General features: G+C 67.2%; 17 protein-coding genes. 14 read left to right on the top strand and 3 right to left on the bottom strand.

Going from position 1 to position 25,080, the window contains the following annotated elements; all coding sequences use genetic code 11:
* Nucleotides 1-132: 132 nt before the first annotated feature.
* The gene (gene catB, locus N8888_RS15135) at nucleotides 133-765 is read right to left on the bottom strand and encodes a type B chloramphenicol O-acetyltransferase (protein WP_111186780.1); all 633 of its coding nucleotides are present in this window, start codon (nucleotides 763-765) and stop codon (nucleotides 133-135) included.
* Between the two features lie 197 nt (nucleotides 766-962).
* Between catB and N8888_RS15130 the strand changes: the two genes are divergently transcribed.
* From N8888_RS15130 to N8888_RS15085, 10 genes are all read left to right on the top strand, one after another.
* Entirely contained in the window at nucleotides 963-1,349 is a 387-nt protein-coding gene (locus tag N8888_RS15130; protein WP_053519454.1) for a RidA family protein, read from the top strand.
* A 67-nt stretch (nucleotides 1,350-1,416) separates the two neighbouring features.
* Nucleotides 1,417-3,468: an ATP-dependent DNA helicase RecG gene (gene recG / locus N8888_RS15125; protein ID WP_430542990.1), complete on the top strand. Its 2,052-nt coding sequence runs from the start codon at nucleotides 1,417-1,419 to the stop codon at nucleotides 3,466-3,468.
* Between the two features lie 409 nt (nucleotides 3,469-3,877).
* Nucleotides 3,878-4,816, top strand: coding sequence for a nucleoside hydrolase (locus tag N8888_RS15120; protein WP_263175555.1), 939 nt, complete (start codon nucleotides 3,878-3,880; stop codon nucleotides 4,814-4,816).
* Between the two features lie 88 nt (nucleotides 4,817-4,904).
* Nucleotides 4,905-5,147: a type B 50S ribosomal protein L31 gene (locus N8888_RS15115; RefSeq protein WP_005410871.1), complete on the top strand. Its 243-nt coding sequence runs from the start codon at nucleotides 4,905-4,907 to the stop codon at nucleotides 5,145-5,147.
* A gap of 296 nt (nucleotides 5,148-5,443) precedes the next feature.
* Nucleotides 5,444-6,721, top strand: coding sequence for a citrate synthase (locus N8888_RS15110; RefSeq protein WP_263175524.1), 1,278 nt, complete (start codon nucleotides 5,444-5,446; stop codon nucleotides 6,719-6,721).
* Between the two features lie 289 nt (nucleotides 6,722-7,010).
* On the top strand, nucleotides 7,011-7,529 hold the full coding sequence (locus tag N8888_RS15105) for a CS1 type fimbrial major subunit (RefSeq protein WP_065181680.1): 519 nt from the start codon (nucleotides 7,011-7,013) through the stop codon (nucleotides 7,527-7,529).
* A gap of 52 nt (nucleotides 7,530-7,581) precedes the next feature.
* Entirely contained in the window at nucleotides 7,582-10,341 is a 2,760-nt protein-coding gene (locus tag N8888_RS15100) for a TcfC E-set like domain-containing protein (RefSeq protein ID WP_263175522.1), read from the top strand.
* On the top strand, nucleotides 10,338-11,468 hold the full coding sequence (locus N8888_RS18770) for a CblD like pilus biogenesis initiator family protein (RefSeq protein ID WP_317629466.1): 1,131 nt from the start codon (nucleotides 10,338-10,340) through the stop codon (nucleotides 11,466-11,468). Before N8888_RS15100 ends, N8888_RS18770 begins: the two co-directional genes overlap by 4 nt.
* 22 nt (nucleotides 11,469-11,490) lie before the next feature.
* A complete protein-coding gene (locus tag N8888_RS15090) occupies nucleotides 11,491-12,198 on the top strand; it encodes a pilus assembly protein (protein ID WP_180875899.1) in 708 nt (235 codons plus the stop codon).
* Nucleotides 12,199-12,255: 57 nt separating this feature from the next.
* On the top strand, nucleotides 12,256-18,459 hold the full coding sequence (locus N8888_RS15085; protein ID WP_263175519.1) for an ESPR-type extended signal peptide-containing protein: 6,204 nt from the start codon (nucleotides 12,256-12,258) through the stop codon (nucleotides 18,457-18,459).
* Between the two features lie 84 nt (nucleotides 18,460-18,543).
* Here N8888_RS15085 and N8888_RS15080 read toward each other — a convergent pair whose 3' ends face one another.
* Both N8888_RS15080 and N8888_RS15075 read right to left on the bottom strand, forming a co-directional pair.
* On the bottom strand, nucleotides 18,544-19,191 hold the full coding sequence (locus N8888_RS15080) for a hypothetical protein (protein ID WP_263175517.1): 648 nt from the start codon (nucleotides 19,189-19,191) through the stop codon (nucleotides 18,544-18,546).
* Nucleotides 19,192-19,346: 155 nt separating this feature from the next.
* Nucleotides 19,347-21,767 carry a penicillin-binding protein 1A gene (locus tag N8888_RS15075; RefSeq protein WP_193396526.1) on the bottom strand — a complete coding sequence of 807 codons (2,421 nt, stop codon included), beginning with the start codon at nucleotides 21,765-21,767 and terminating at the stop codon, nucleotides 19,347-19,349.
* A 219-nt stretch (nucleotides 21,768-21,986) separates the two neighbouring features.
* Between N8888_RS15075 and N8888_RS15070 the strand changes: the two genes are divergently transcribed.
* The 4 genes from N8888_RS15070 to N8888_RS15055 are packed head-to-tail and all read left to right on the top strand — an operon-like array spanning nucleotide 21,987 to nucleotide 25,067.
* Entirely contained in the window at nucleotides 21,987-23,045 is a 1,059-nt protein-coding gene (locus N8888_RS15070; RefSeq protein ID WP_053518451.1) for a pilus assembly protein PilM, read from the top strand.
* Nucleotides 23,045-23,881, top strand: coding sequence for a PilN domain-containing protein (locus N8888_RS15065; RefSeq protein ID WP_180875903.1), 837 nt, complete (start codon nucleotides 23,045-23,047; stop codon nucleotides 23,879-23,881). The genes N8888_RS15070 and N8888_RS15065 overlap by 1 nt, the downstream gene beginning before the upstream one ends.
* The gene (locus N8888_RS15060) at nucleotides 23,878-24,534 is read left to right on the top strand and encodes a type IV pilus inner membrane component PilO (protein ID WP_053518455.1); all 657 of its coding nucleotides are present in this window, start codon (nucleotides 23,878-23,880) and stop codon (nucleotides 24,532-24,534) included. The genes N8888_RS15065 and N8888_RS15060 overlap by 4 nt, the downstream gene beginning before the upstream one ends.
* Nucleotides 24,534-25,067 carry a pilus assembly protein PilP gene (locus N8888_RS15055; RefSeq protein ID WP_053518457.1) on the top strand — a complete coding sequence of 178 codons (534 nt, stop codon included), beginning with the start codon at nucleotides 24,534-24,536 and terminating at the stop codon, nucleotides 25,065-25,067. The genes N8888_RS15060 and N8888_RS15055 overlap by 1 nt, the downstream gene beginning before the upstream one ends.
* Nucleotides 25,068-25,080 lie beyond the last annotated feature (13 nt).

Here is a 25,080-nt window from a genome sequence, read left to right as displayed (position 1 = left end):
ACGCTCGGCTGCTCTTGCCTGAAGCAGCCGAGCATGGGCTCGGCTCTACGGATGGCGCATCGCAAGCCCGGATTGAAGTAGATCCACGCCATGCGTGGATGATATTCCGTGCACACGATGCGCGAGGTCGGATCACGCCGCCTGTTCGCGCCAATACGCATGCAGCGCCGGGATATCCCCAGCGGTCAGCAACGGCATCGCCGCCTTGATCTGCGCCAGCGGCCACTCCCACCACGCCATTTCCAGCAACCGCGCGATGTCCTCCGCTTCGAACCGGCTGCGCAGCACCTTGGCCGGGTTGCCGCCCACGATGGCGTAGGGCGCCACGTCGCGGGTCACCAGTGCCCGGCTACCGATCACGGCACCATCGCCAATGCGCACTCCCGGCAGGATCATCGCCTCGGCGCCGATCCACACGTCGTTGCCGATCACGGTGTCACCGGCCGGCCTGAAGGCGTCATTGGCCGCGGCAAAGGCCGACTCTTCCTGCATGTAGAAGAACGGAAACGTCGATGCCCAATCGTGCCGGTGGCCCTGGTTGCCAGCCATGATGAAGCTGACGCCGCTTCCTATCGAGCAGAAGCTGCCGATGATCAGCTTGTCCACGTCGTCGCGATCAGGCAGCAGGTAGCGCGCGCAGTCGTCGAAGCCGTGCCCGTGGTAATAGCCGGAGTAGTAGCTGTAGCGGCCGACGAGGATGTTGGGGTTGGTGACCATTTCGGTCAGCAGCTTGCCCTTGAAGGGGGAGTCGAACACGTTTGCCATGGCTTGGTCCCACAGGAATCAGCAGCCAGTCTACGGATGCGCCCGGCCCGGAGACCATGGGTGGATGGTGCACCGGTAGCGCCGGGCCATGCCCGGCGAGCGCGCCACGCAGCATGAACCAAACGTCGCCGGGCATGGCCCGGCGCTACCGGGTTGCTACAATCGCCGCTCTGTTTTCCAAATGCACCGGAGCGACCATGTCCCGCCAGATCATCAACACCGAAAAGGCGCCTGCCGCCATCGGCCCTTACTCGCAGGCCGTGCGCGCCGGCAACACCGTGTACTTCTCCGGCCAGATCCCGCTTGATCCGGCGACCGGCGACATCGTCGGTGCCGGTGATGTCGAAGCCCAGGCCCGCCGCGCGTTCGACAACCTCAAGGCCGTGGCCGAAGCTGCCGGCGGTTCGCTGGACCAGGTCGTGCGCCTTGGCCTGTACCTGACCGACCTGGGCGAGTTCGCCAAGGTCAACGCGGTCATGCAGGACTACTTCCAGGCTCCGTTCCCGGCCCGTTCCACCATCGAAGTCTCCGGCCTGCCGAAGGGCGCCAACTTCGAGGTCGACGCGGTGATGGTCATCGACTGACGCCCCCGTGGCACGCAAGGCGGCGGTCACTCCGGTCCTGTCACCGTCCGGCGAAGCATCCCTGGCGATGCTCGCCGGCGTGGGTCCGGCCGTGGCCGCCAAGCTGCAGGCGCGTGGCCTGGCCACCCTGCAGGATCTCTGGCTTCACCTGCCGCTGCGCTATGAGGACCGGACCCGGCTGACCCGCATCGAAGACCTGCGATCCGGCGTGCCGGCACAGGTGGAAGTGCGCGTCGTCGCGGTCGAGCGCGGCATGCGCTACCGGCCGATGCTGAAGGTGGCGGTCGAGGACGAGGGGCAGGGCACCCTGGTGCTGCGCTTCTTCCATTTCCGCCAGCAGCAGGTCGGCCAGTTCGCGGTCGGCAACCGCCTGCGCTGTTTCGGAACGCCCAAGCCGGGCCACCTTGGCCTGGAAATCGTTCATCCCAGCTACCAGGTGCTGGGGCGCAACGATGATCCTGAACTTGGCGACCGCCTCGATCCGGTGTATCCCACGGTGGAAGGTGTGGGCCCGATGACGATGCGCAGGCTGATCGGCCAGGCACTGGATCGCCTCCCCGAAGAAGCCGCGCTGGAACTGCTGCCCGTTGGCTGGCTCGATGGCCTCGGCCTGCCGTCGCTGCGCAGTGCGCTGTTGACGGTGCACCGGCCGCCACCGGATGCCGACCTGGCCGCGCTGGCCGCCGGCACCCATCCGGCGCAGCGCCGGCTGGCGATGGAAGAACTGCTGGCACACCATCTCAGCCTGCGTCGCCAACGCATCGCGCTGCAGGCGCATCATGCGCCGCCGCTGGCCGGCCCCGGTGCGCTGGCCAAGGCCCTGCTGAAGCAGCTGCCGTTCGCCCTCACCGGTGCGCAGGCGCGCGTGTTCAAGCAGATCCGCGAAGACCTCGCGCGACCCCGTCCCATGCTGCGGCTGGTGCAGGGCGACGTGGGTTCCGGCAAGACCGTGGTGGCCGCGCTGGCCGCCATGCTGGCGGTAGAGCAGGGCAAGCAGGTCGCGCTGGCTGCGCCCACCGAACTGCTGGCCGAACAGCATCTCAACAATCTGCGCGGTTGGCTGGAGCCGCTGGGCGTACGTATCGCCTGGCTGGCCGGCAAGGTCACCGGCAAGGCGCGCGCGAAGGTGATGGAACAGGTCGCCAATGGCGAAGCGCAGGTGGTGGTCGGTACCCACGCGCTGATGCAGGAGGCGGTGGTGTTCCAGGACCTCGCCCTGGCCATCGTCGACGAACAGCACCGCTTCGGCGTGCACCAGCGCCTGGCGCTGCGCGACAAGGGCGCCGGCGGCAACAGCGTGCCGCACCAGCTGGTGATGACCGCCACGCCGATTCCGCGCACGCTGGCGATGTCCGAGTACGCGGACCTGGACGTATCGGCCATCGACGAACTGCCACCGGGCCGTACGCCGGTGCAGACCGTGGCCCTGAACAACGACCGCCGTCCGGAGCTGATCGAACGTATCGCCCTGGCCTGCGCGGAAGGGCGGCAGGTGTACTGGGTGTGTACGCTGATCGAGGAAAGCGAAGAGCTGGATGCCACGCCCGCACAGGCCACCTTCGAATCGCTGCAGGCGCTGCTGCCGGGCGTGCGCGTGGGGTTGGTGCACGGGCGGATGAAAGCCGCCGAGAAGCAGGCGACGATGGTCGCGTTCAAGGCCGGTGACATCGACCTGCTGGTGGCGACCACGGTGATCGAAGTGGGTGTGGACGTGCCCAATGCCTCGCTGATGGTGATCGAGAACGCCGAGCGTCTGGGCCTGGCCCAGCTGCACCAGCTGCGCGGTCGCGTCGGCCGCGGTTCGGCGGTGTCGCGCTGCGTGCTGCTGTACCAGGCGCCGCTTTCGCAGATGGCGCGCGAGCGCCTGCAGACCATGCGTGACACCAACGATGGCTTCGTCATCGCCGAGAAGGACCTGGAACTGCGCGGGCCGGGCGAACTGCTTGGCACGCGGCAGACAGGCCTGGCCGGCTTCCGCATCGCCGATCTGGCACGCGACGCCGGCCTGCTGCCCGGCGTGCATGACCTGGCCGAGCGCCTGCTGGCGCAGCAGCCCGCACTGGCCGACCGCGTGGTCAACCGCTGGATCGGCGCGGCCGTGCGCTACGCCTCGGCCTAAGCGACCTCTGTGCGCTGCGCGCGGGAGTCGAGCATGGCTCGACTCTACAGACAGCGCTTTCGATCATTTCCATGTTCATCCACGCATTGCGTGGATGTGTCGACCAAGGTCGACACCTGGCAGAGCAGAACGCCGTTCCGACAGACCGCGGGAAACTGTCGAAGGCGGGGTGGGTCCGGTTGCGGGGGCGTGAGCGCCATGGATGGCGCGACCGAGCCTCCAGGGATGGATTCACGGCGTCCCCCGCAACCGGACCTACCCCGCCATCCCCCAGAAAACCAGCTTTTGCCGTTGCTCTGGCGTCTGCCGTTGATCCGGCAGGTGCAGGGCACAGCCCTGCCAGAATCCCCATACTTGCAACGGTCATCATCCCGGTCCACACTTCGTTGCCGATCTGAAGACGGCAACGATGACCCACAAGATCCCCCTGTTGATCGACACCGATCCCGGTGTGGACGACGCCCTGGCCCTGCTGATGGCCTTTGCCGATGAACGGCATGACGTGGTCGCCCTGACCATCGCCGCCGGCAATGTCGGCCTGCAGTACACCGTCCGTAACGCCCTCAAGCTCTGCGACATCGTCGGCCGTCCCGACGTGCCGGTGTTTGCCGGCAGCCCCGATCCGCTGCTGCATCCCTCCGTCGATGCCGCGCATGTGCACGGCCGTGATGGCTACGGCGATGTCGATCTGCCGCCGCCGGGCCGACAGGCCGAAGCCGAGCATGCCGCGCTGGCGATCCTGCGCCTGTCGCACAAGCATGCCGGCGAACTGATGCTGGTGATGCTCGGCCCGCTGACCAACCTGGCGCTGGCGCTGAAGCTGGACCCGACCCTGCCTCAGCGCATCAAGCGCATCGTGGTGATGGGCGGCGCGGTCACCTGCCACGGCAACATCACGCCGGCGGCGGAGTTCAACATCGCCTTCGATCCGGAAGCGGCGCACGTGGTGTTCACCGCATTCAAGCACCTGCTGGTGTCGGACTGGGAAGCCACCGTCGCCCACGGCCTGCCGCTGAAGGAGGCCGAGACGTGGCTGCAGGCCGATTCGGAGCGCGCCCGCTTCTATGAGCTGATCTCGCGCAAGACCCGTGGCCTGTCCGAAGACAGCAAGGGCGGACGCTGGTACACCGCCGATGCCCTGGCCATGGCCTGGGCGCTGAACCCGGAAGGGCAGCTGCGGGTGGAATCGCGGCCGCTGAACGTGGAACTGAACGGCACGTTCAGTCGCGGCGCGACCCTCGTCGACTGGAACCGCCAGACCGGCCAGCCGGACAACTGCGACCTGCTGATGGCCTACGACCAGGCCCGCTTCGAAAGCCTTGTGCGGCAGGCACTTGGCGCGGACTGAGCGCGGATCCACGCCACCGGTTGCCCCAAGGGGCGGCCGGTGCTTATAATGCCGCTCTTGACCACCAGCCCATTTACGGTGTGAGCCCATGAAGGCCGATATCCATCCGAACTACCGCGACGTCGTCTTCCATGACGTCACCTCCGATTTCAAGATCCTGACCCGCTCCACCATGGCGACGAAGGAAACCATCCAGTGGGAAGACGGCAACGAATACCCGCTGGTCAAGGTTGAAATTTCCTCGGCTTCGCATCCGTTCTACACGGGCAAGCACAAGGTCATCGACACCTCGGGCCGCATCGACAAGTTCCAGAAGCGCTACGCGCGCTGATCTGTCGATCCCGCTCCGAACCGACGGCCGCGCTCTGCGCGGCCGTTTGTTTTTCCCCGGCGCCTGCCCAACAGGCGTTTGGATGGACAGAACACTGCGTTCGCGTGACAACGCTTTTGCCGATCCGGGCCACTCGCTGGCCGGGTTCCGGCCGCCTGCCGTCTACGACTTCCGTCTAGCACCGGGCAAATGCTGCTGTGCGATAATGGCGTGATCCACGACACAGGTCGTGGACGTCATTCACGTGCCTGACCAATGCGCTTGGGCAGGCGCCTTCCCATGAAGGAGCGCACACAGTGTCCGATCTTGATCAGGTCACGCTCAACGCCGGCGACACGTCGGTCGTTCTGCCCGTCATCACACCCACCCTTGGCAACGACTGCGTCGACATCGCGAAGCTGACCAAGGAAACGGGGTTCTTCACCTACGATTCCGGCTTCACCGCGACGGCCAGCTGCAAGTCCGCCATCACCTACATCGACGGCGACAAGGGCGTGCTGCTGTACCGCGGCTACCCGATCGAACAGCTGTCGGAAAAGTCGAGCTACGTCGAAGTGGCCTACCTGCTGATCAACGGCGAGCGTCCGAGCGCCGAGCAGCTGAAGGCCTTCACCGATGAGCTGGCTGCCGAGGCCAACGTCCCCGATTCGATCAACACCCTGATCGGCAGCTTCGCCAAGGATGCCCATCCGATGGCCATCCTGGCTGCTGCGATCGCGCAGCTGTCGGCCGTCTACCACGACGCGCTGGACCTGTCCGACGCCGAACAGCGCCGCCAGGCCGCCGTGCGCCTGATCGCCAAGGTGCCGACCCTCTCGGCGCTGATCTACCGTCACGGCAAGGGCCTGCCGGCCAACACGCCGGACACCTCGCTGGATTACGTCAGCCGCTTCCTGAAGCAGACCTTCGAGTCGGCCGACGGCCAGTACGAACTGAATCCGGACGTGGTCAAGGCGCTGGACCTGCTGTTCATCCTGCACGCCGACCACGAGCAGAACGCGTCCACCTCGACGGTGCGCCTGGTCGGCTCGACCGGTGCCAATCCGTATGCGTCGGTTGCCGCGGGCGTCACCGCGCTGTGGGGTCCGGCCCATGGCGGTGCCAACGAAGCCGTGCTGAAGATGCTGGAAGAAATCGGTTCGGCCGACAACGTGGAATCGGCCGTGCTCAAGGCCAAGGACAAGACCTCCGGCTTCCGCCTGATGGGCTTCGGCCACCGCGTCTACAAGAACTTCGATCCACGCGCCAAGGTCATCGGCGAGATGACCAGCAAGGTGCTCAAGCAGCTGGGCGTGCAGGACCCGCTGCTGGACGTGGCCGTGAAGCTGGAGCAGGCCGCGCTGCAGGACGACTACTTCGTCGCCCGCAAGCTGTACCCGAACGTCGATTTCTACAGCGGCATCATCTACAAGGCGCTGCAGATTCCGACCGAGATGTTCACCGTCATGTTCGCCCTGGGCCGTACCTCCGGCTGGGTGTCGCATTGGCTGGAACAGCAGGTCGATCCGGAAATGAAGATCGGCCGTCCGCGCCAGGTCTACACCGGCAGCGACGTGCGCGACTACCAGGGCTGATCGCCCCGCAACCGCAACGTGGAAGAACGCCCCCGCAAGGGGGCGTTTTTTTTTGCCCATGCCGTGGTCGTGCCCTGGTCGGAGCAATGCCGAAAGCGTCGCATTCTGCTGGTCACGGCACGCGCGATGCGTGTGTGATGTCGCAGAAGTACGCGTAATCGGCAATCAAGAAACGTTGCATGTACACCGCAGGAGCCGATCAATACCTTGACCGCGCTGCTGGCAGGGCAGGTCCGTGCCGGCAGTGCTTCCATCCAGGAGGCAACCCAATCCATCAGAGAGAGAAACCATGTCGCACATGTTCAAGAAGGCCGCCCTGGCCGTGGCGCTCGCCGGCGCTTCGCTGACCGCGCAGGCCGCCGTGGAAACCAACATCACCGTGTGGGCGAACGTCGATCCGACCCTGTCCCTGCTCAAGGCCGACGGCACCGCGCTGCCGGACGCGGTGCAGCTGGTCTACCGCGCCGGCGGTGCCGGCCTGTCGTCGTGGAGCGAAGATGTGCGCATCTTCACCAACGACACCGAGAAGGACGTCAGCGTGCGCCTGGCGGCCGACGCCGTGCTGCGTCCCGACCTCGCCGCACCGGGTGCCATCAACGTGCCGCTGACGGTCAGCCTCAACGGCCGCGCCCTGGAGACCACCCCGATCGACTTCGCTGCAGACGATCTGTTCGACAGCGCGATTCCGGGTGCGTCGATCGCCATGCCGCTGCGCGTGCAGCAGACCGTGTCCGGCGAGATCAACTTCGCGGGCCTGTACAGCGGCACCGTTGCGCTGGTCGTGTCGCAGAACACCGCCGCGCCGTAATCCCCACCGCGCCGGCCCGTGCGCGGGCCGGCCGGCCATCGGTTGTCTCCCCATGTTGATACCTGCACCTGCCCACAGCCGGCTGGCGGTCGCGCTCGCCCTGACGTTGGCCACTCCGACCCTGCCGGCTGTCCACGCACGGCCGGTACCGGCCGGTTTCGAAGACCTCGCCAGCGGCCAGACCGAGCGTGTCGAGGTACGCCTGTTCGGGCAGTCGGCCGGCCTGTGGTCCGCCTGGGTCACGCTGGATACGGTGCAGCTGGACCAGCCCGCGCAGGTACTGGAAGCCCTGGGTCTCAGCGCCGATGCGCGCGACGCGCTGCAGGCGGCACTGGCTGCACCGCTGCCGCGCAACAGTCATCTGGCCTGTCCCTACGGCCAACCGGATCCCGGCTGCGGCTGGATCGACAGTCCGGACGATCCCGCGCAGGTGCACGCCATCTTCGATGAAAGCGACGGCGTATTGATGTTGTTTCCGGCACGCCGGTGGCTGCCACAGCAGAGCGCGCAGCGCTCGCCGTTCCACCAGGTGTCCGAGCAGGCACAGAACGCGCTGCTGCAGCAGCAGACCGTGAATTTCAGCGGGGGCGATGGCTATCAGGCGTTGAGCGTGCAGGGCAGCACGGTGCTTGGCGTGCTGCGCGATGGCCATGTCGCCAGCAGCTGGAACTACAGCCGCCAGGCGCGGCAGGGTTATCGCGCGCATGACCGCTTCCAGATGGACGATCTCTACTATCGCCACGATCTTGCCCAGCGCCACTACGTGCAGCTGGGCCGCATGGACCGGCGCAATCTGTCCAGCCAGCAGGGCGGCACCTTCGGGTTCGGCATGCTGCCGCTGGATCGCTTCGAGGGGCTGCGCGTGGGTACCACGCAGGCCTACGTCGATACCGACGCGAACGTCACCTCCACCCCGTTGACCGTGCTGCTCGGCCGTGATGCACGCGTGGATGCCTTCGACGGTGATCGCCTGCTGCAGACCTTCTACCTGCAGGCCGGTGTCAACGATCTCGATACGCGCCGGTTTCCGCTCGGCAGCTACACCGTCACCCTGCGCATCTATGAGGATGGCCGCTTCGTGCGCAGCGAGGAGGCACCCTTCAGCCGGGGCGGCGACTGGTCCGAGCGCAGCCTGCAGTGGTTCGTGCAGGGCGGGCGGCGTCGTGCGCATGCGACACGTGCAAGTGACATCGGCGATGCGTCCGACACGGCGGTACAGGCGGGGTTGCGCATCCCCCTCGCGCGGAACTACGGCATGATAGCGGGGATCGCCCGCGTCGGCGATACCGGTTACGGCGAACTGCGCCTGGAGGGACGCCAGCAGTTCGGGCGGCATGACCTGCAGGCGATGGTCGGCGTGCTGAGCGGAGGCGACGGCAGCCACGGCCTGCAGCAGCAGCTGAGCTATCGCCACTACGCGTCCTGGAACGTCTATCGGCAACGCCTGCGCGGCGGTGCGTGCCAGAGCAGCACACCGGTGCAGCACGACCGCTTCGGTTGTGTCGATGCGCTCAGTGCCTCGGTATCGGCGCCCCTGTTCGGCGGCAGCCTGTACCTGGGATACACGCGCCGGCGCAGCTTCACCCCGGAGTGGAGCCTGCCCGGCGAAGACGACGATGCCTGGACGGGCCTGCCGCCGGGCCTGCTGCCGCCTCATGTGCCGGCGCTGCGTCCTGCGCAGACCTCGCGCAGCCTGCAGGCCAGTTACAGCCGTACCCGGCAGTGGCGTGGACTGAGCATCGGCAGCCGGCTGGGGGTGTGGCAGCAGGACACCGACACCGGCAGCGGGCGCGGGCCTGCCCGTGATCGCGGCCTCTACCTGAACATTGCAGTCTCGCGGCTGCAGCGGATCGACGACGGCAGCGTGCAGCAGCGCGTGGCGCTGGACATGCGCCAGCCTCAGCACAGCCGCCCGGATGCCCGCCTGGGCCTGTCGCATTCGCTGCGGCAGGAGCGCGACGGCGACGCGCGCGATCTGGGCGCCGAGCTGAGCGCGTACAACGACGACCGCTACAGCGCGCTGGCCAGCGCCCGTATCGACAACCGCTTCGGGCAGAGCGGTGCATCGGTGTCGTACTACCAGCACCACGGTGGGGGTGAACTGGCCTACAGCGGCAACCACACGTCGGGGCTGTCGCTGTCCGCACGCGGGCTGCACTGGGGCGGCGCCCATGGCGCCGATGCCGGGGTAGTGGTCAGCGTGGACGATGCGCGCGATCTGGAGCTGAGTGGCGCGGCTGCCGACATCCGCGCCGGCAGCAACCGGCGCCGCATCCTCGGCTTCGGCGAGCGCCGGCTGCTGCCGCTGGGCGGCTACCAGCGTCACCGCGTGGACGTGCAGGACGCCAGTGCGCACGACAGCGACGCCGCAGTGCGTGTCGCCCGCCTGGGCGCGGCGCAGCACGCCTTCCTGCTACCGGGAAAGGTGATCGCGCTGCCGGTCACGCTGGACGTGACCTACACCTTCATCGGCAACGCACGCGACATCGCCGGTACCCCGCTGGAAGGCGCCCGCATCCTCAATGCGCCGGTGCCCTCGCTGGGCCGCGACGGCGGCTTCATCGCCGAGTTCCCGCAGCGCGAGCCGGTGCTCTACCTGCTGCGTGCAGGCGACCTGCTGCAGTGCCCGCTCACCGTGCGTGAGCGCCGCAGCGTGGTGCTGCTGGTCGGCCAGGTGCAGTGCGAACCGCTGGCGCTGGAGCAGTTGCCGGCACCGATCCGCCACCAGGCGCGGGTACAGCGGCTGCTCAACGAACTGGCCCCGGTGGCGGGGCGCAACGAACGCAACGTGATGAGTGGAGGTGCGCGATGAGAACCGCATGGAGGCTGGTGCTGGCCGCGGCCTGCCTGCTTGCCAGTGCACAGGCGCTGGCACAGCGCCCACCGGCAACGACGCCGGCCACCGGCGTGATCACCACCGACATCGTCCGCACCTTCGACCGCTCCGCGCCCGAAGCGCTGGAGCTGTGGGCGCCCAGGACCGTGCTCGGGTATGGGGAGGTGGAGCTGGGGTACGGGAAGATCCATTTGACGTGTGATCGAGACGTTGGACAAGGAAGGTGTCCAATGCATGACACTCAGGAGGGGCCGCTCGCTAGCAAGGACTTCACTCTCAGCTTTCGAGAGCAAAGAAGTGGACAAAGAATTGACCTTCGGACTGTCGCCTGGTTGGAGCGTGTGGAGTGGGAACGAGATTGCAGTATCGATTATTGGGATCAAGCCAAATTTCCGCTTTGGACATCCGCCAGTAATGATTGCCAGGTTCCTCCTGGAGGCACAGCAGCAAGATTGGTAATAGAGGATCAGGACGTCGCAGATCTCGTCGCCGGCCGCTGGACTGCAGAACTCCGCCTCAACCTGCGCATCGATCCTGACGGCCCGATCATCGCCACCCATGTGTTCCGGTTCGATCTGACCATCACCGATCGCGACCGCACCATGATCTACCTGCCCGAGTTCGGCATGGCCGAGCCGCTGGTGGGCCTGCAGCTGGACTACCGGCCGATTCCCTCACCCGGCACGATCGGGGGCACCGCCGTGCTGGACATGTGCCTGTACGACGGCATGGGCTCGCAGAGCGAGTATCTGGCCATCACCGCGCGTGACATGGGCCCCGCCGCGCCCGGGCGTCCGCCATCGCAGTACTCGGTCTGGCACCGCGACGGTGGGCGCGAGGCGCAGGACCGCCTGGACTACCAGCTCACCCTGGACCACAGCGGCCAGAAGATCGCCCTGCACAACAACGAGGAAGTGCTGCTGCGCGGCATCGATACCGCCGAGCTGCGGCTGGTGATGCTGCCCGACATGAACCAGTGGGTGTACTGCGTGCCCACGCCGCTGACCCTGGAAACCCCCCGTGTGCCGGCGTCCGAGAAACGCGAGGGCTACTACGACGGCCGCCTCAAGCTCGAAATGCGCCTGCCGACCGACCGCCTCTGACCTTCCCCTGGAACCCGATCCCATGAGCAAGATTCCCCTGGCCGGCGCGCTGCTGCTGGCCCTTCTGCCAGCGGCACCGGTGCTGGCCAATCTCAACGTCCATCCGATGCGCGTGCATGCCGAAGCCGGCAAGACCACGACCGTGCGCGTGCATTCGCAATCACCGCAGCCGCAGTACGTGCAGGCCACGGTGAAACGCATCCTGCACCCGGCCAGTGACCACGAGGAAGAAGTCGATGAGGCCGTCGGCACCGCCGCCGTCATGGCGGTCACGCCAGGACGCTTCGGTCTGGCAGGGGGCGGCACGCGCCTGATACGGATCATTCCGCTGCAGCCGGTCGAGCAGGAAACCGCGTTCCGCGTCTACTTCGAAGGCGTACGCGGTCCCGATGACAGCACGCCGGAGGTACCGGTGCAGGGCGCCAGCGCCACCCTCGGCGTCAGCCTGGTCTGGGGCGTGCTGGTCAATGTGCTGCCCGCCGAGGGGCGCGTCGAGATGGCCCTGGACGGTGATCGCCTGTTGAACCGCGGCACGCTGCGGCTCGGCGTCAACCAGGTGCAGGACTGCGCCGCAGACGGCCGCTGCACCACGCACGAAATCAAACGCAGCCTTTACCCCGGCGCGGCGATGACGCTGCCGTTCGTGCCCCGCGCTGGCGGGCGCGTGGAGATCGACTACCGGCTCAGCCATGCCGGCTTCCGCGAGCACCGGCAGACGCTGCAGCCCTGACCGCCCATGACTGGCCTTTCGCCCCCAGGTTCCCATTTCCCAACCACCGAGACATCGATGAATCGCATCTACCGTTTGATCTGGAATACCCGACTGCGTTGCTGGGCGGTTGCCAGCGAGCACACCCGTTCGCGCGGCAAGCCGGCTTCGGCGGCACGCCCGCTTGCCGCCGCCCTGTGCGTGATGCTGGCCGCTCCCGCGTTCGCGACCGAGGTTGCATCGGATCCGTTGAGCGTGCCCGACGCCATTGCGGCGGAGGCTGACGCAGCACCGGCAGAGTGGGACGCGTTGATGAGCGCGTTCATCGGCTCGCCTGCCACGTCGCGCAGTGTCGGCACTACCAGCTACCAGAACGTGCTGATCGGTGGGGGTTCCACGGTCAACAGCACCAAGGGCGTGGCCATCGGCGTGGGTTCGGTCACGGCGTTCGACGGCATCGGTATCGGCAACAATGCCCAGGGACTTGCCGGTGGCGTGGCCATCGGCATCAATGCGGGCACGGGAAGCGGCGAAGGGGGCACTGCGATCGGCAAAAGCGCCACGGCGCTGGGAGTCGGGGCCGTCGCGATCGGCCTCAACAGCTACGTTGGCGCGTCCGGTAACAGTGCGGTCGCGGTCGGGCGCAATGCCCGGGCCGAGGGTAGCGATGCCACGGCGATGGGGCCGAGGGCACAGGCGTCGGGATCCAGATCGGTAGCGCTGGGCAACAATGCGCAGGCACAGGCGCAGGGATCCGTCGTCATCGGTGACGGCAGCAGACTTGCCAACGGCAACGCACACCACGCCATCGTGATCGGCAGCGGTGCGCGCTCCGGCGGCTACGATGCGGGCATCGCCATCGGCCAGAACGCCGTGACCGACGGCCACGGCAAGGCCGTGGCGCTGGGTGCCAACGCCAATGCCGGGCAGAGCAATGCAGTGGCCCTGGGCGCCGGCTCGGTCACCAGTGCCAGCAACCAGGTCTCGGTGGGCAATGACACCCTGAAGCGCCGCATCGTCAATGTGGCCGATGGCACCCTCAGCACCACCAGCAGCGAAGCAGTGACCGGCAAGCAGCTGCACGCCACCAACCAGAGCATCGCCAGCGCGACGGGCACGGCGAACGCGGCGAAGACGGCCGCAGACCAGGCTGCGACGAAAGCCGGGCAGGCCTTGGCCAGGCTGGATGGCAGCCGCATCGCGATTGGGACCGGTGCCACTGCAACGGGCACCAACAGCACCGCCATCGGCAATGCCGCCGATGCGTCCGGTGGCTACAGCAACGCCCTGGGTTTCCAGGCGTCCAGCGCCGGCAGCAACGCCGTGGCGATGGGCACCCTGGCATCTGCGGACGGCAGCAGTGCAGTGGCATTGGGTAACCGCGCGCGGACCGAGGGGGGCGACAACGGCGTGGCCATCGGCAATGCGGCATTGGCCTACAACAATGACGGTCTTGCACTGGGCAACAATGCCCGCAGCGGCGTCAATGCGGCCGGTGAGCGCGTTGCCGCGTCCAACGGCGGCGTGGCGCTCGGCACCGGCTCGCGCAGCGGCAATGGCGGCGTGGCATCGGGCCTGCGTGCCTCGGCCACCGGCGACCGTGCCGTGGCCATCGGCAACGACGCCAAGGCCGACGTGATCCATGCCACCGCACTGGGCTATCAGGCGGCGGCCACCGCCAACCAGGCCACGGCGCTGGGCCGCGGCAGTGTGGCAAGCGCCCGCTTCGCTACATCCGTCGGCAATCTGTCCGAAGCGACGGCCGAGAGCAGTGCCGCCCTTGGCGACCGCGCGCTGGCCAACCACACCGGTTCGGTGGCGCTGGGCAGTTCCTCCACCACCTCCGGCAGCAACCAGGTCTCAGTCGGTAATGCCACGCTCAAGCGCCGCATCGTCAATGTGGCCGATGGCACGCTGAGCACCAGCAGTGCCGAAGCCGTGACAGGCAAGCAGCTGCATGCCACCAACCAGAATGTTGCCAGCGCCGCCCAGGTGGCTGCTGCAGCCAAGCAGCAGGCCGATGCTCTGGCAACGCGGCTGACCTCCACGTCCATCAGTGTCGGCGAAGAAGCCAGCGCGGGCGGCCAGACCGCCATTGCACTGGGACGCAAGGCCAATGCACCTGCAGCCGGAGCCATTGTCATCGGCGACGGGGCCGGACTGTCCAACGCAAATGCGCAGCATGCCGTCGTGTTGGGTACCGGTGCGCGGTCCGGAGGCTATGCGGAAGGAGTCGCCATCGGGCACGGTGCGTACACCGGCGGGCGCGGCGGCTCCGTGGCGCTTGGGGCGCAGGCCGAAGCCAGCCATGCCGGCTCGGTGGCACTGGGGCAGCACTCGAAGTCCGGCAGCGACAATGAAATCTCCGTGGGTAATGACGATCTCAAGCGCCGTATCGTCAATGTGGCCGATGGCACGCTGAGCAGCACCAGCACTGAGGCGGTCACCGGCAAGCAGCTGCATGCCACCAACCAGAATGTCACCGCAGTCACCCAGGCAGCTACTGCGGCCCAGGCCGATGCCACACGCGCGCTGACGGCCCTGGCCAGCACCACCACCGCCGTCGGCCAAGGCGCGTCGGCCGGCAGCAATGCCGTGGCGGTGGGCCATTCGGCGAAAGCGGAGGGCTCCCACAGCAATGCCTTCGGTTACCAGGCCAGCGCGGGCGGCGCCAACGCGGTGAGCGCGGGCACCCTGGCGGGCGCCGCGGCTGACTCCTCGGTGGCGCTGGGCAATCGTGCCGCCGTGGATGCCACCTCCAGCGGCGCCATCGCACTGGGCACCAACGCCAAGGTCAATGCGCAGGCGGGCAACAGCGTCGCGCTGGGCGCGGGCTCGGTGGCGACCGGCGCCAACCAGGTCTCGGTGGGCAGTGCCACGGTGAAGCGGAACATCGTCAATGTGGCTGACGGAACGCTGAGCACCACCAGCGCCGAGGCGGTGACCGGCAGGCAGCTGCATGCCACCAACCAGAACCTCGCCACGGTGAATGCGCTGGCCAACACCGCGCACAGCATCGCCAACGATGCGCAGACCAAGGCCCACGCGCTGGGGGGCCTGCTCAGCCAGAGTGCCGGCAACAGCGACGTTCGCGTCGGTGCCAGCAATACCGGTGGCGCGGTGGACATGCGCAACCAGTCCAGCGCCAACCGTCGCGTCACCGGCGTGGCCGACGCGGCACTCAGCAGCACCAGTGCCGATGCGGTCAGTGGCCGGCAGCTGCATGCCACCAACCAGAACGTCACGCAGGTCACCGCCACCGCCGCCACGCTCAGTGGCCTGGTCGGCCAGGCGGCAGCCGGCGGCGATCTGCGGCTGGGCGCGCAGAACAGCGGCACCCTCCTCGACGTCCGCAACCAGGGCAATGCCAACCGTCGCATCAGTGGTGTTGCCGATGGTGTGCTGAGTGCAGCCAGTACCGACGCGGTGAGTGGTCGCCAGCTCAACACCACCAACCAGAACGTGACCACGGCCACCACCCTGGCCAATACGGCGCACACCGTGGCCAACGCCGCCCAGTCCACCGCCAACGATGCACAGGGCAAGGCCAACGTGCTCGGTGGCCTGCTCGGCCAGACCTCGTCCAGCGGCGACGTTCGCCTGGGTGCGGCCAACAGCGGCGGCGTGCTGGATGTGCGCAACCAGGGCTACCAGGCGCGTCGCGTGCACGGCGTTGCTGCCGGGCAGCTGTCGGCCACCAGCGACGATGCGGTCAGTGGCCGCCAGCTGTTCGACAGCAACGCGCAGATCGCCCGCAACCGTACGGACATCGACCGCCTGCGCGAGGACTTCGAGGGCTTCGATCCGGACCTGTTCGATGTGGTGCGTTTCGACGCAGGCGGCAATGTCGACCTCGAGGGGGGCCGCCTGCTCGCCGTGGGCGACGGACAACTCAGTGCCGACAGCCGCGAGGCGGTCAATGGCGCGCAGCTGTTCGCCACCAATACGAAGGTGACCGAGCAGGGCGCACAGATCGCTTCCGCGCGGGAAGACCTGGACGCGTTGCGCGTGGACTTCGACAACTACATGCCTGACCTGGGCAGCGTCGTGCAGTTCGGCGAGGATGGCACGGTGGACCTGAAGGATGCGCGTCTGGTCGCCCTGGCTGATGGCGAGATCGGTGCAGGCAGCCGCGAGGCGGTCACGGGCGGGCAGCTGTTCGTGACGAATGAGCGGGTGTCGGTGCTGGAGGAGGCGCAGAAGTATGTGGTTGTCGGATATGACGATCTGAGCATGCCGGCGCAAGCTGCGATTCTGGCGACGGCATTGGGCAGTGATACCAAGGCTATGGCCGAGGGTGCCACGGCGATCGGCAGTTTTGCTCACGCGCGAGGTAAGAATTCCGTCGCGTTGGGGCGTGCCGCGTATGTGCTTGACGGGGCTGAGGACGGATTCGCTTTGGGCGCTCGCTCCCAGGTGCAGAGCAATAACGGTATTGCGTTGGGTGGTGCAGCCAAGGTTCTGGCAGAGGCACGTAACAGCGTTGCTTTGGGCTACGGATCGATAGCTACAGAGGAAAATGAGGTTTCCTTGGGCGGAGCTGGTGCCCGACGAAAGGTCACCAATGCGATGAACGGTATCCACGCTTATGACCTCACCACCGTCGACCAGCTCTCCGGCGTCGTGTACGCACTCGGCGGCGGCGCGGGCTTTGCCGCAGATGGCAGCGTGATTGCTCCTTCCTACGGCGTGCAGGGCGCTGTACACGGCACGGTAGGCGATGCGCTGGCCGCGCTGGATGCAGGCGTGGACAGCAATCGTGGCGGACTGGATGCGATGGACGCGCGCCTCGATACGCTGGATCAGGCGCGGGCGATGGCGGATGCCAGTGCCGTGCGCTTCGGCGCCGACCGTTCCGCCGTCGATTTCGGTGGCGCGCGCCTCATCAACGTTGGCGAAGGCGATATCAGCCATGCGGGCAGCCGGGAGGTGGTCACGGGCGGGCAGCTTCATGCCAGCAACCAGCGGATCGCAGGCCTGGAGGAGAAGCACCTTTATGCGGTCGTGGGCTATGACGAGCTGAGCAAGCCTGCACAAGCAGGGCTGCTGGCCACGGCAATGGGAAGTGATACATTGGCTATGGCTGAGGGGGCCACTGCAATCGGCAGTTTTGCTCAAGCTCGGGGCAAAAATTCAGTTTCTCTGGGTCGTGCGGCATTGGTTCATGAGGGTGCGGAGAATGGCTTTGCGCTGGGTGCGCGCTCGCAAGTGCAAGTGCTCAATGGTGTCGCACTTGGTTCTTCCGCTGTAGTTCACTCTGGCGCCACTCAGAGTGTTGCACTTGGTTCATGGTCTGAAGCGCGAGGAGCCAATGAAGTTTCATTGGGGCATGCGACTCTCAAGCGCCGCGTAACCAACGCTGCCAACGGCCGCGATGCCAGCGACCTCACCACCGTCTCCCAGCTCCGCAGCGCCTTTGCTGCCTTCGGCGGCGACATGCGCATGGATGCCGACGGCAACATCGTCGCGCCGGAGTTCCACGTGCAGGGCCAGCGGCAGGCGACGGTCGGCGATGCGCTGAAGTCGCTCGACGGTGCGGTGGTCGACACGCGCCGGGATCTGGCCAGCATCGATGCGCGTTTCGAGCGCCTGTTCGACGATGGCGGCATCCGCAGTGACGGTACCGGCCAGCTGCGGCTGGCCGGGGAGCACGGCAGGGTGCTGGGCAACGTGGCCAACGGCATGATCGCGCCGGGCAGCCGCGATGCGGTCAATGGCGGTCAGCTGCACGCCGTGCAGCAGCAGCTCAACGGCCGCATCGACGGACTGCAGTCGCAGATCGACGGGTCGGCGACGGCCAGCCGCCAGGCAGCGGTGGACGACGTCGCTGGCGAGTCGCCGGCGGACGGCCAGACCCCGGCCCCGCCGGTCAAGGACGCGCCGTCGGTGGCCTCCACCGACACGCCGAAGCCGAAGCCGGAAGCCGACGATCCGTTGCCGCAGGTGGACTCGCGTGCCGTGGATCAGGCGGTGAACCAGGCGCAGGCCTACACCGACCAGGCGATGGCCAGCGTGGACCGCCGGCTGGACCGGATGGACAAGCGCCTGAACCGCATGGCGGCAATGGGCAGTGCGCAGGCGGCGATGGCGATGAACACCGCCGGCCTGCAGACCTACAACCGCCTCGGCGCGGGTGTAGGCCATGCCGAAGGCGAGTCGGCGCTGGCGGTGGGTTACCAGCGCGTGCTCAACGAGCGCGGCTCGGCCACCTTCAGCCTCAATGGTGCCTTCACCAACAGCGGTGAGCGCACCGTGGGCGTGGGCTTCGGCGTGGGCTGGTAACCGGCAGGGCGACGCGGTCCGGTCGCCCTGATGCATGACGACGCCCCGCGCGGTCCGCCGCGTGGGGCGTCTGCGTTGTGGGGCTCAGATGCTGCCGAGATAGCTTTCGATCTGCTCCTGGCTGAGCAGTTCGCGCAGCTGGCCCTGCGAGGCGCGTCGCATCGGCTTCTCGTCGACCGGTGACAGCGGTGCCTGGCGCAGGGCGTCATACGGCAGTACGGCCAGATCGAACGTCAGGTCCTCCGCACTGAACACCCAGACCGGCACGTCCAGGCTGCGCTCGCGGTCCAGGCGCAGCCGGCGCACGCGCGACTCGGCCGGAATGCCCTGTTCGTCCAGGAAGCGATGCACGGCTTCGGGGTCGTCGCTGTGCAGATGCACCTGCACGGGGCTGTTGGCATCGGCGGTGCCGTCCAGCACCGGGCCGACCAGGCGCGGGGCGAAGGCATGCAGGAACTCCAGTGCGCGCAACGCAGCTTCGCGACGGCGCTGCAGCTCGTTGCCGTGCTGGGGGCCAGCGAACAGGCGCTGGTACTCGCGCAGCGCATCCTCGATCTCGACATTGCGGGGCAACGAGGCATCGTCATGGATGCCGAGCCGGCTGGCCGCCTTCAGTTTGGCCTGGTGGAAGTCGCGGATACCGCCTTCGGCCATCAGGCGGGCGGCTTCGTGGGCGAGGCGGTGACGACGCTCACGGGTCTGGGTGGTGGCATGCTGGCGGGCGCGATGCATGCGGGAACTCCTGTTGCGACCTGGCTACAGACTAGCGCAACGGTGTGACATCTGCGTGGGCAATGGAGAAGGGATGCGGGGCCGGGCCCTCGCTCGGCTGGCCGGGCCATCGAGCCGGGCATGCGCCGGCTCGACGGTGACGCCCGCGGTGCGCGTCAGAAGATATCGAACGCAGCCGCGTCGGCCTGCGGGGTATTGAGGTTCAGGTCATAGTCCGTCAGGCGATCCATGTCCTCCACCTTGACCCACTCGGTCGCGCCGTTGAGCGTGGTCTGCACCATGCCGCTGGGCGGGTCGTTCTGCGCGATCGGCGTGTCCTTCAGCGCAGTGCGCATGTACTCGATCCAGATCGGCAGCGCGGCCTTGCCACCGTATTCGCGGTAACCCAGCGAACGGAAGTCATCCCGGCCCACCCACACGGTGGTTACGTACGGGCCGCCGAAGCCGGAGAACCAGGCGTCGCGGTGGTCGTTGGTGGAGCCGGTCTTCCCGCCCACGTCCTCGCGGCCGAGCACCTTGGCCTGGGTGCCGGTACCGCGCTGGACCACATCGCGCATCATCGACACCAGCTGGTAGGCGGTGCGTGCATCGATCGCGCGCGGCGCGGTGCGCGCATCCGGGTTGACCGGTGCGGCAGCGGTTTCGGTGGTGGCCTGCGCCTTGGCGGCGGCCGGGTCCGGCGTGGGGGCCGGGGCACCGAAGTTGAAGCCGTCCACGACCTGGCTGACCGGCTGGTCGCTGCTGCCGGCACAGTCGCGGCAGGCCAGTGCCGGGTTCTCCTTGAACACCAGGTTGCCGTCGCGGTCGTTCACCTGGTCGATCAGCCAGGTGTCCACGCGCGAGCCGCCGTTGGCGAACACGGCATAGCCACGGGCCACCGACAGCGGGGTCAGCGAGGCGGTGCCGAGCGACATCGACAGGTTCGGCGGCAGCTCCGATTCGGCGAAGCCGAACTCGCTGATGTACTTGCGGGCGTAGTCCACGCCCATGCCGTCGAGCAGGCGTACCGAGACCAGGTTGCGCGACTGCACCAGGGCTTCGCGCAGGCGCATCGGGCCGCGGAAGCCACCGCCATCGTTCTGCGGTGCCCAGGTCTTGCCGCGGCGGTCGCGGAACACGACCGGGGCATCAAGCACGATCGAAGCCGGGTTGTAACCCTTGTCGAACGCTGCGGCATAGACGAACGGCTTGAAGCTCGAACCGGGCTGGCGACGGGCCTGGGTGGCGCGGTTGAACTTGTTGCCGGAGAAGCTGAAACCGCCGACCAGCGCCTTCAGCGCACCGCTGTGGGCATCCAGCGAGACCAGCGCGGACTGACCGCGCGGGATCTGGTCCAGCAGCCACTCGCCCTGCTTGTCGCCGGCGCGCACACGCACGATGTCGCCGCGCTGCACCAGCTTGCCAGGGGTCTTGTTGGTCCACCGGGCGGCACCGGCCGGCAGCACGATCTCGCTGCGGTTGGCCAGCACCACCGTGGCGCTGCCATCGGCACCGGCGCTGGCAACGATCGCCGGCAGCAGGCCTGCCTGCGCCGGGATGCCGCGCAGATGTTCGGCCAGAGCTGCGGCATCGTCGCCGGCCCCCAGCTGCACCTGCTTCTCCACGCCGTGCCAGCCGTGGCGGTGGTCATACAGCAGCAGGCCGTCACGCACCGACAGGTTGGCCGCGGTCTGCAGGGTCGAATCGATGGTGGTGGTGACGTGGTATCCCTTGTTGACCACATCGCCGCCGAAGCGCGCAATCATCTCCTGGCGCACCAGTTCGGCCACGTAGGGCGCCTCGACCTGCACCGGCGGCTCATGCGCGGTGGCATGCATCGGCACGGCCTTGGCCGCATCGGCCTCGGCCTGGCTGACGAACTTCAGATCGGCCATGCGCTGCAGCACATAGTTGTCGCGGCGCTGGCGGGCGCGTTCCGGGTTGGAGATCGGGTTGCCAGAGGAGGGGAACTTCGGGATGCCGGCCAGCGAGGCCATCTCATCCAGGTCCAGCTCGGCCAGCTTCTTGCCGTAGTAGAACTCCGCCGCCGCGGCCACACCGTAGGCGCGGTTGCCGAAGAAGCTCTTGTTCAGGTACAGCTCGAAGATCTCGTCCTTGCTCAGCTCGGACTCGATCTTGCGGGCCAGCAGGATCTCGGCCAGCTTGCGGGTGTAGCTGTACTCGGAACTGAGGAAGAACTGGCGGGCCACCTGCTGGGTGATGGTGGACCCGCCGGGCACGCGCTTGTCGTTGGTGGTGGCCAGCAGCCACACCGCGCGGGCGATGCCCTTGTAGTCCACGCCGCCATGTTCATAGAAGCGGGCGTCCTCGGTGGCCAGGAAAGCCTGCTTGAGCTTCTCCGGCACCTCCTTCATGGTGACCGGGGTGCGCCGGGTCTCGCCGAACACCGCCATCAGCTTGCCGTCGGCGGCATAGACGTACATCGGCTCCTGCATCTCCACGTCGCGCAGGGTCTGCACGTCGGGGAGCTTGGAGGACACAGCGTAGTAGAGACCGCCCACAGCGGCCGCACCGATCAGCGCCAGGACCAGGACAATCAGGAAGATCCAGCGCAGCCAGCGGCGGAGTCGAGTCATCGGGTTCAGATTCCGATTGCGAATTTCGTGGTCGCAGAGTATAGATTACGCAAGGTGGCGGCTGGGGTCGGCACCGGGGAGCGCAAGGGGAAACGCCAGGGGCTGCATCGTGAACCTGTGAGGGAATTCACAGCAGGGCGGTTGCCATTTGCTAAGAATACGTTATTAATGCGCGGTCGCAGTTCTTGCGTCCAAGTGCCCGTCGGCAGGGGAGAAACCGTGGGGCTCATCCCAAAAAGTCAGTCGCCGCTTATTGGCGTCGACATCAGTTCGACTGCGGTAAAGCTGTTGCAGCTTTCCCGCAGTGGCAATCGTTTCCGTGTGGAACATTACGCCGTGGAACCACTGCCGCCGAATGCGGTCGTGGAGAAGAACATCGTCGAGGTGGAGGCCGTGGGTGAGGCCATCCGCCGGGCGTTGAACCGTTCCGGCAGCAAGGCGAAGCAGGCCGCCGCCGCCGTGGCCGGCTCGGCCGTGATCACCAAGGTGATCCCGATGCCGGCCGAGCTCGACGAGAACGACATGGAAGCGCAGATCGAGCTGGAAGCGGTCAACTACATTCCCTATCCGATCGAGGAAGTGAACCTGGACTTCGAGGTGATCGGGGTGATCCCGAACAACCCGGAGATGGTCCAGGTGCTGCTGGCCGCGTCGCGGTCCGAGAATGTGGAACTGCGCCAGTCGGCGCTGGAACTCGGCGGCCTGCAGGCCAAGGTGATGGACGTGGAGGCCTTCGCGGTCGAGAACGCCTTCGCCCTGGTTGCCAGTGAGCTGCCGGTGTCCACCGACGGCGTGGTCGCGCTGGTCGACATCGGCGCCACGATGACCACCCTGAACGTCCTGCGCGGCGGGCGCAGCCTGTACAGCCGCGAACAGGTGTTCGGCGGCAAGCAGCTGACCGACGAGATCATGCGCCGCTACGGCCTGAGCTACGAGGAAGCCGGCCTGGCCAAGCGCCAGGGCGGGCTGCCGGAAAGCTACGAGATGGAAGTGCTGGAGCCGTTCAAGGAAGCCACGGTCCAGCAGATCAGCCGCCTGTTGCAGTTCTTCTACGCCGGCAGCGAATTCAATCGTGTCGATCATATCGTGCTGGCCGGAGGCTGCGCGGTTCTTGGGGGCCTGCCGGAAATGGTCGAGGAGCAGCTGGGTGTGCCGACCGTGGTCGCCAATCCGCTGGCGCAGATGACGCTGGGACCGAAGGTGAACGCGCATGCGCTGGCCCAGGATGCTCCCGCGCTGATGATCGCGACCGGTCTGGCGCTGAGGAGCTTCGACTGATGGCACGCATCAACCTGTTGCCCTGGCGCGCCGAACGGCGCAAGCAACGCCAGCGCGAGTTCTACGCAATGCTGGGCATGGCCGCCGTGGGTGGCCTGCTGCTGTCGCTGATGATCTGGTTCTACTACGACCGCCAGGTCAGCGGCCAGATGGACCGCAATGCCTACCTGCAGGCCGAGATCGACAAGGTCAAGGAGCAGAACAAGGAGATCGACCGCCTCGACGCGCAGAAGGAGCGGCTGCTGGCGCGCAAGAAGGTGATCGAGGAACTGCAGGCCAAGCGCTCGCAGATGGTCCACCTGTTCGACGCGCTGGTGCGCACCATTCCCGATGGCGTCGTGCTGACCGCCCTGAAGCAGGAAGGGGACACCCTTACCCTGGAAGGCCGCACCCAGTCCAACGCCCGCGTTTCGGCGTACATGCGCAACCTGGAGACGTCCGGCTGGATGGCCAGTCCGGAGCTGTCGATCATCGAGGCGCGTGAGCCGGACAAGGACAAGGACGGTCGCCCGGGCCCGGTATCGGACATCAAGGCGCTGCCGTATGTGTTCGTGGTCAAGGTGAAGCTGCCGGCGCAGAGCGAGGAGGCCACCGCGCCGCCGGGCCTGAATGCCGATGGCACCGTGGCACCGGCCGCAGCCGCCGAACCGGTCGCACCGCTGTCGGCCGCGCCCGAAGCCGCCGCGCCCGCCGCACCGGCCACCGCACCCGCACCCGCCACCACGCCGCCCCCGGCAACGGCCCCGCCGGCCGCTGCGCCGGCCAAGCCGGAGGGCAGCCGCCTGGCACAGCCGCCGCAGGCCTTCCACGCCCCGTTGCAGGGGGATCGCGCATGAGCCAGAAGATCGATCTCAAGAACCTGGATTTCAACGACATCGGCAACTGGCCGCAGAAGGCCAAGATCGTCTTCTGCGCGCTGCTGGCGCTGGTCATCATGTTCGTGGCGTGGATGCTGCTGATCAGTGGCAAGCGCGAGGAACTGGAGGGCCTGGAGCGGCAGGAGACCGAGCTGCGCACCGAGTTCACCAAGCAGCAGGAACGTGCGGTGAACCTGGCGCCGCTGAAGCAGCAGCTGGCACAGATGGAGCAGGTGCTGCAGCAGATGCTGCGGCAGCTGCCGAGCAAGACCGAAATGCCGGACCTGATCATCGACATCTCGCAGACCGCGTTGTCCAGCGGCCTGTCCAACGAGCTGTTCGAACCCGAGTCCGAGCAGATCAAGGAGTTCTACGCCGAGAAGCCGATCAAGCTGCGGATGGTGGGCAGCTACCACCAGTTCGGTGCGTTCGTCAGCGGCGTGGCTTCGTTGCCGCGGGTGGTCATCCTGACCATGCACGACATCAACCTCAAGCCCAAGGACAAGACCAGCGGCAACGTCCGCGCAGGTGCGCTGGAGCTGTCCGGCACGGTCAAGACCTACCGGTATCTGGACGAAGCCGAAGTGCAGGCGCAGCAGAGCGCTGACGCCGGCAAGGAGGGCGGGAAGTGATGCGCGCACAGATCGTACGCGGGTCGATGGTGCTGGCGGTCCTGCTGCTGGCCGGCTGTGGCCGCGGCGTGACCAGCACGCCGGGCGATGCGCCGAACCTGGAGAAGTGGGTGGAGGGCGAGCGTGCGCGACCGGCGCAGCCGCTGGAGCCGCTGCCGGTGATGCAGCAGTTCGAGACCTTCGAATACTCCGCGCAGGGCATGCGCGATCCGTTCACCGATGCCTGGACCAATCCGCAGCAGGGGAACGGCGGATTGCGACCGGACCCGAACCGGCGCAAGGAGCCCCTGGAGGGCTTCCCGCTGGACGCACTGGACATGGTCGGCACCATCGGCACCGGCGGCAGCACCGTCGCGCTGGTGATGGGGCCGGACAAGGTCACCTACCGGGTCCGCCCGGGCGGCTACCTGGGGCAGAGCGACGGGCGGGTCACCGCGGTCTTCGAGGACCGCGTTGAACTGATCGAACTGGTGCCGGATGGCGCGGGTGGTTGGCTGGAACGGCCAGCGACGCTCGCGCTGGAAGATCAATGATCGTTTACTGGGG

The sequence above is a fragment of the Stenotrophomonas maltophilia genome (genome assembly GCF_025642255.1).
Taxonomy (GTDB): domain Bacteria; phylum Pseudomonadota; class Gammaproteobacteria; order Xanthomonadales; family Xanthomonadaceae; genus Stenotrophomonas; species Stenotrophomonas maltophilia_P.
Note: the sequence above shows the minus strand (reverse complement) of the source record. Positions and strands in the feature narration are given on the sequence as shown.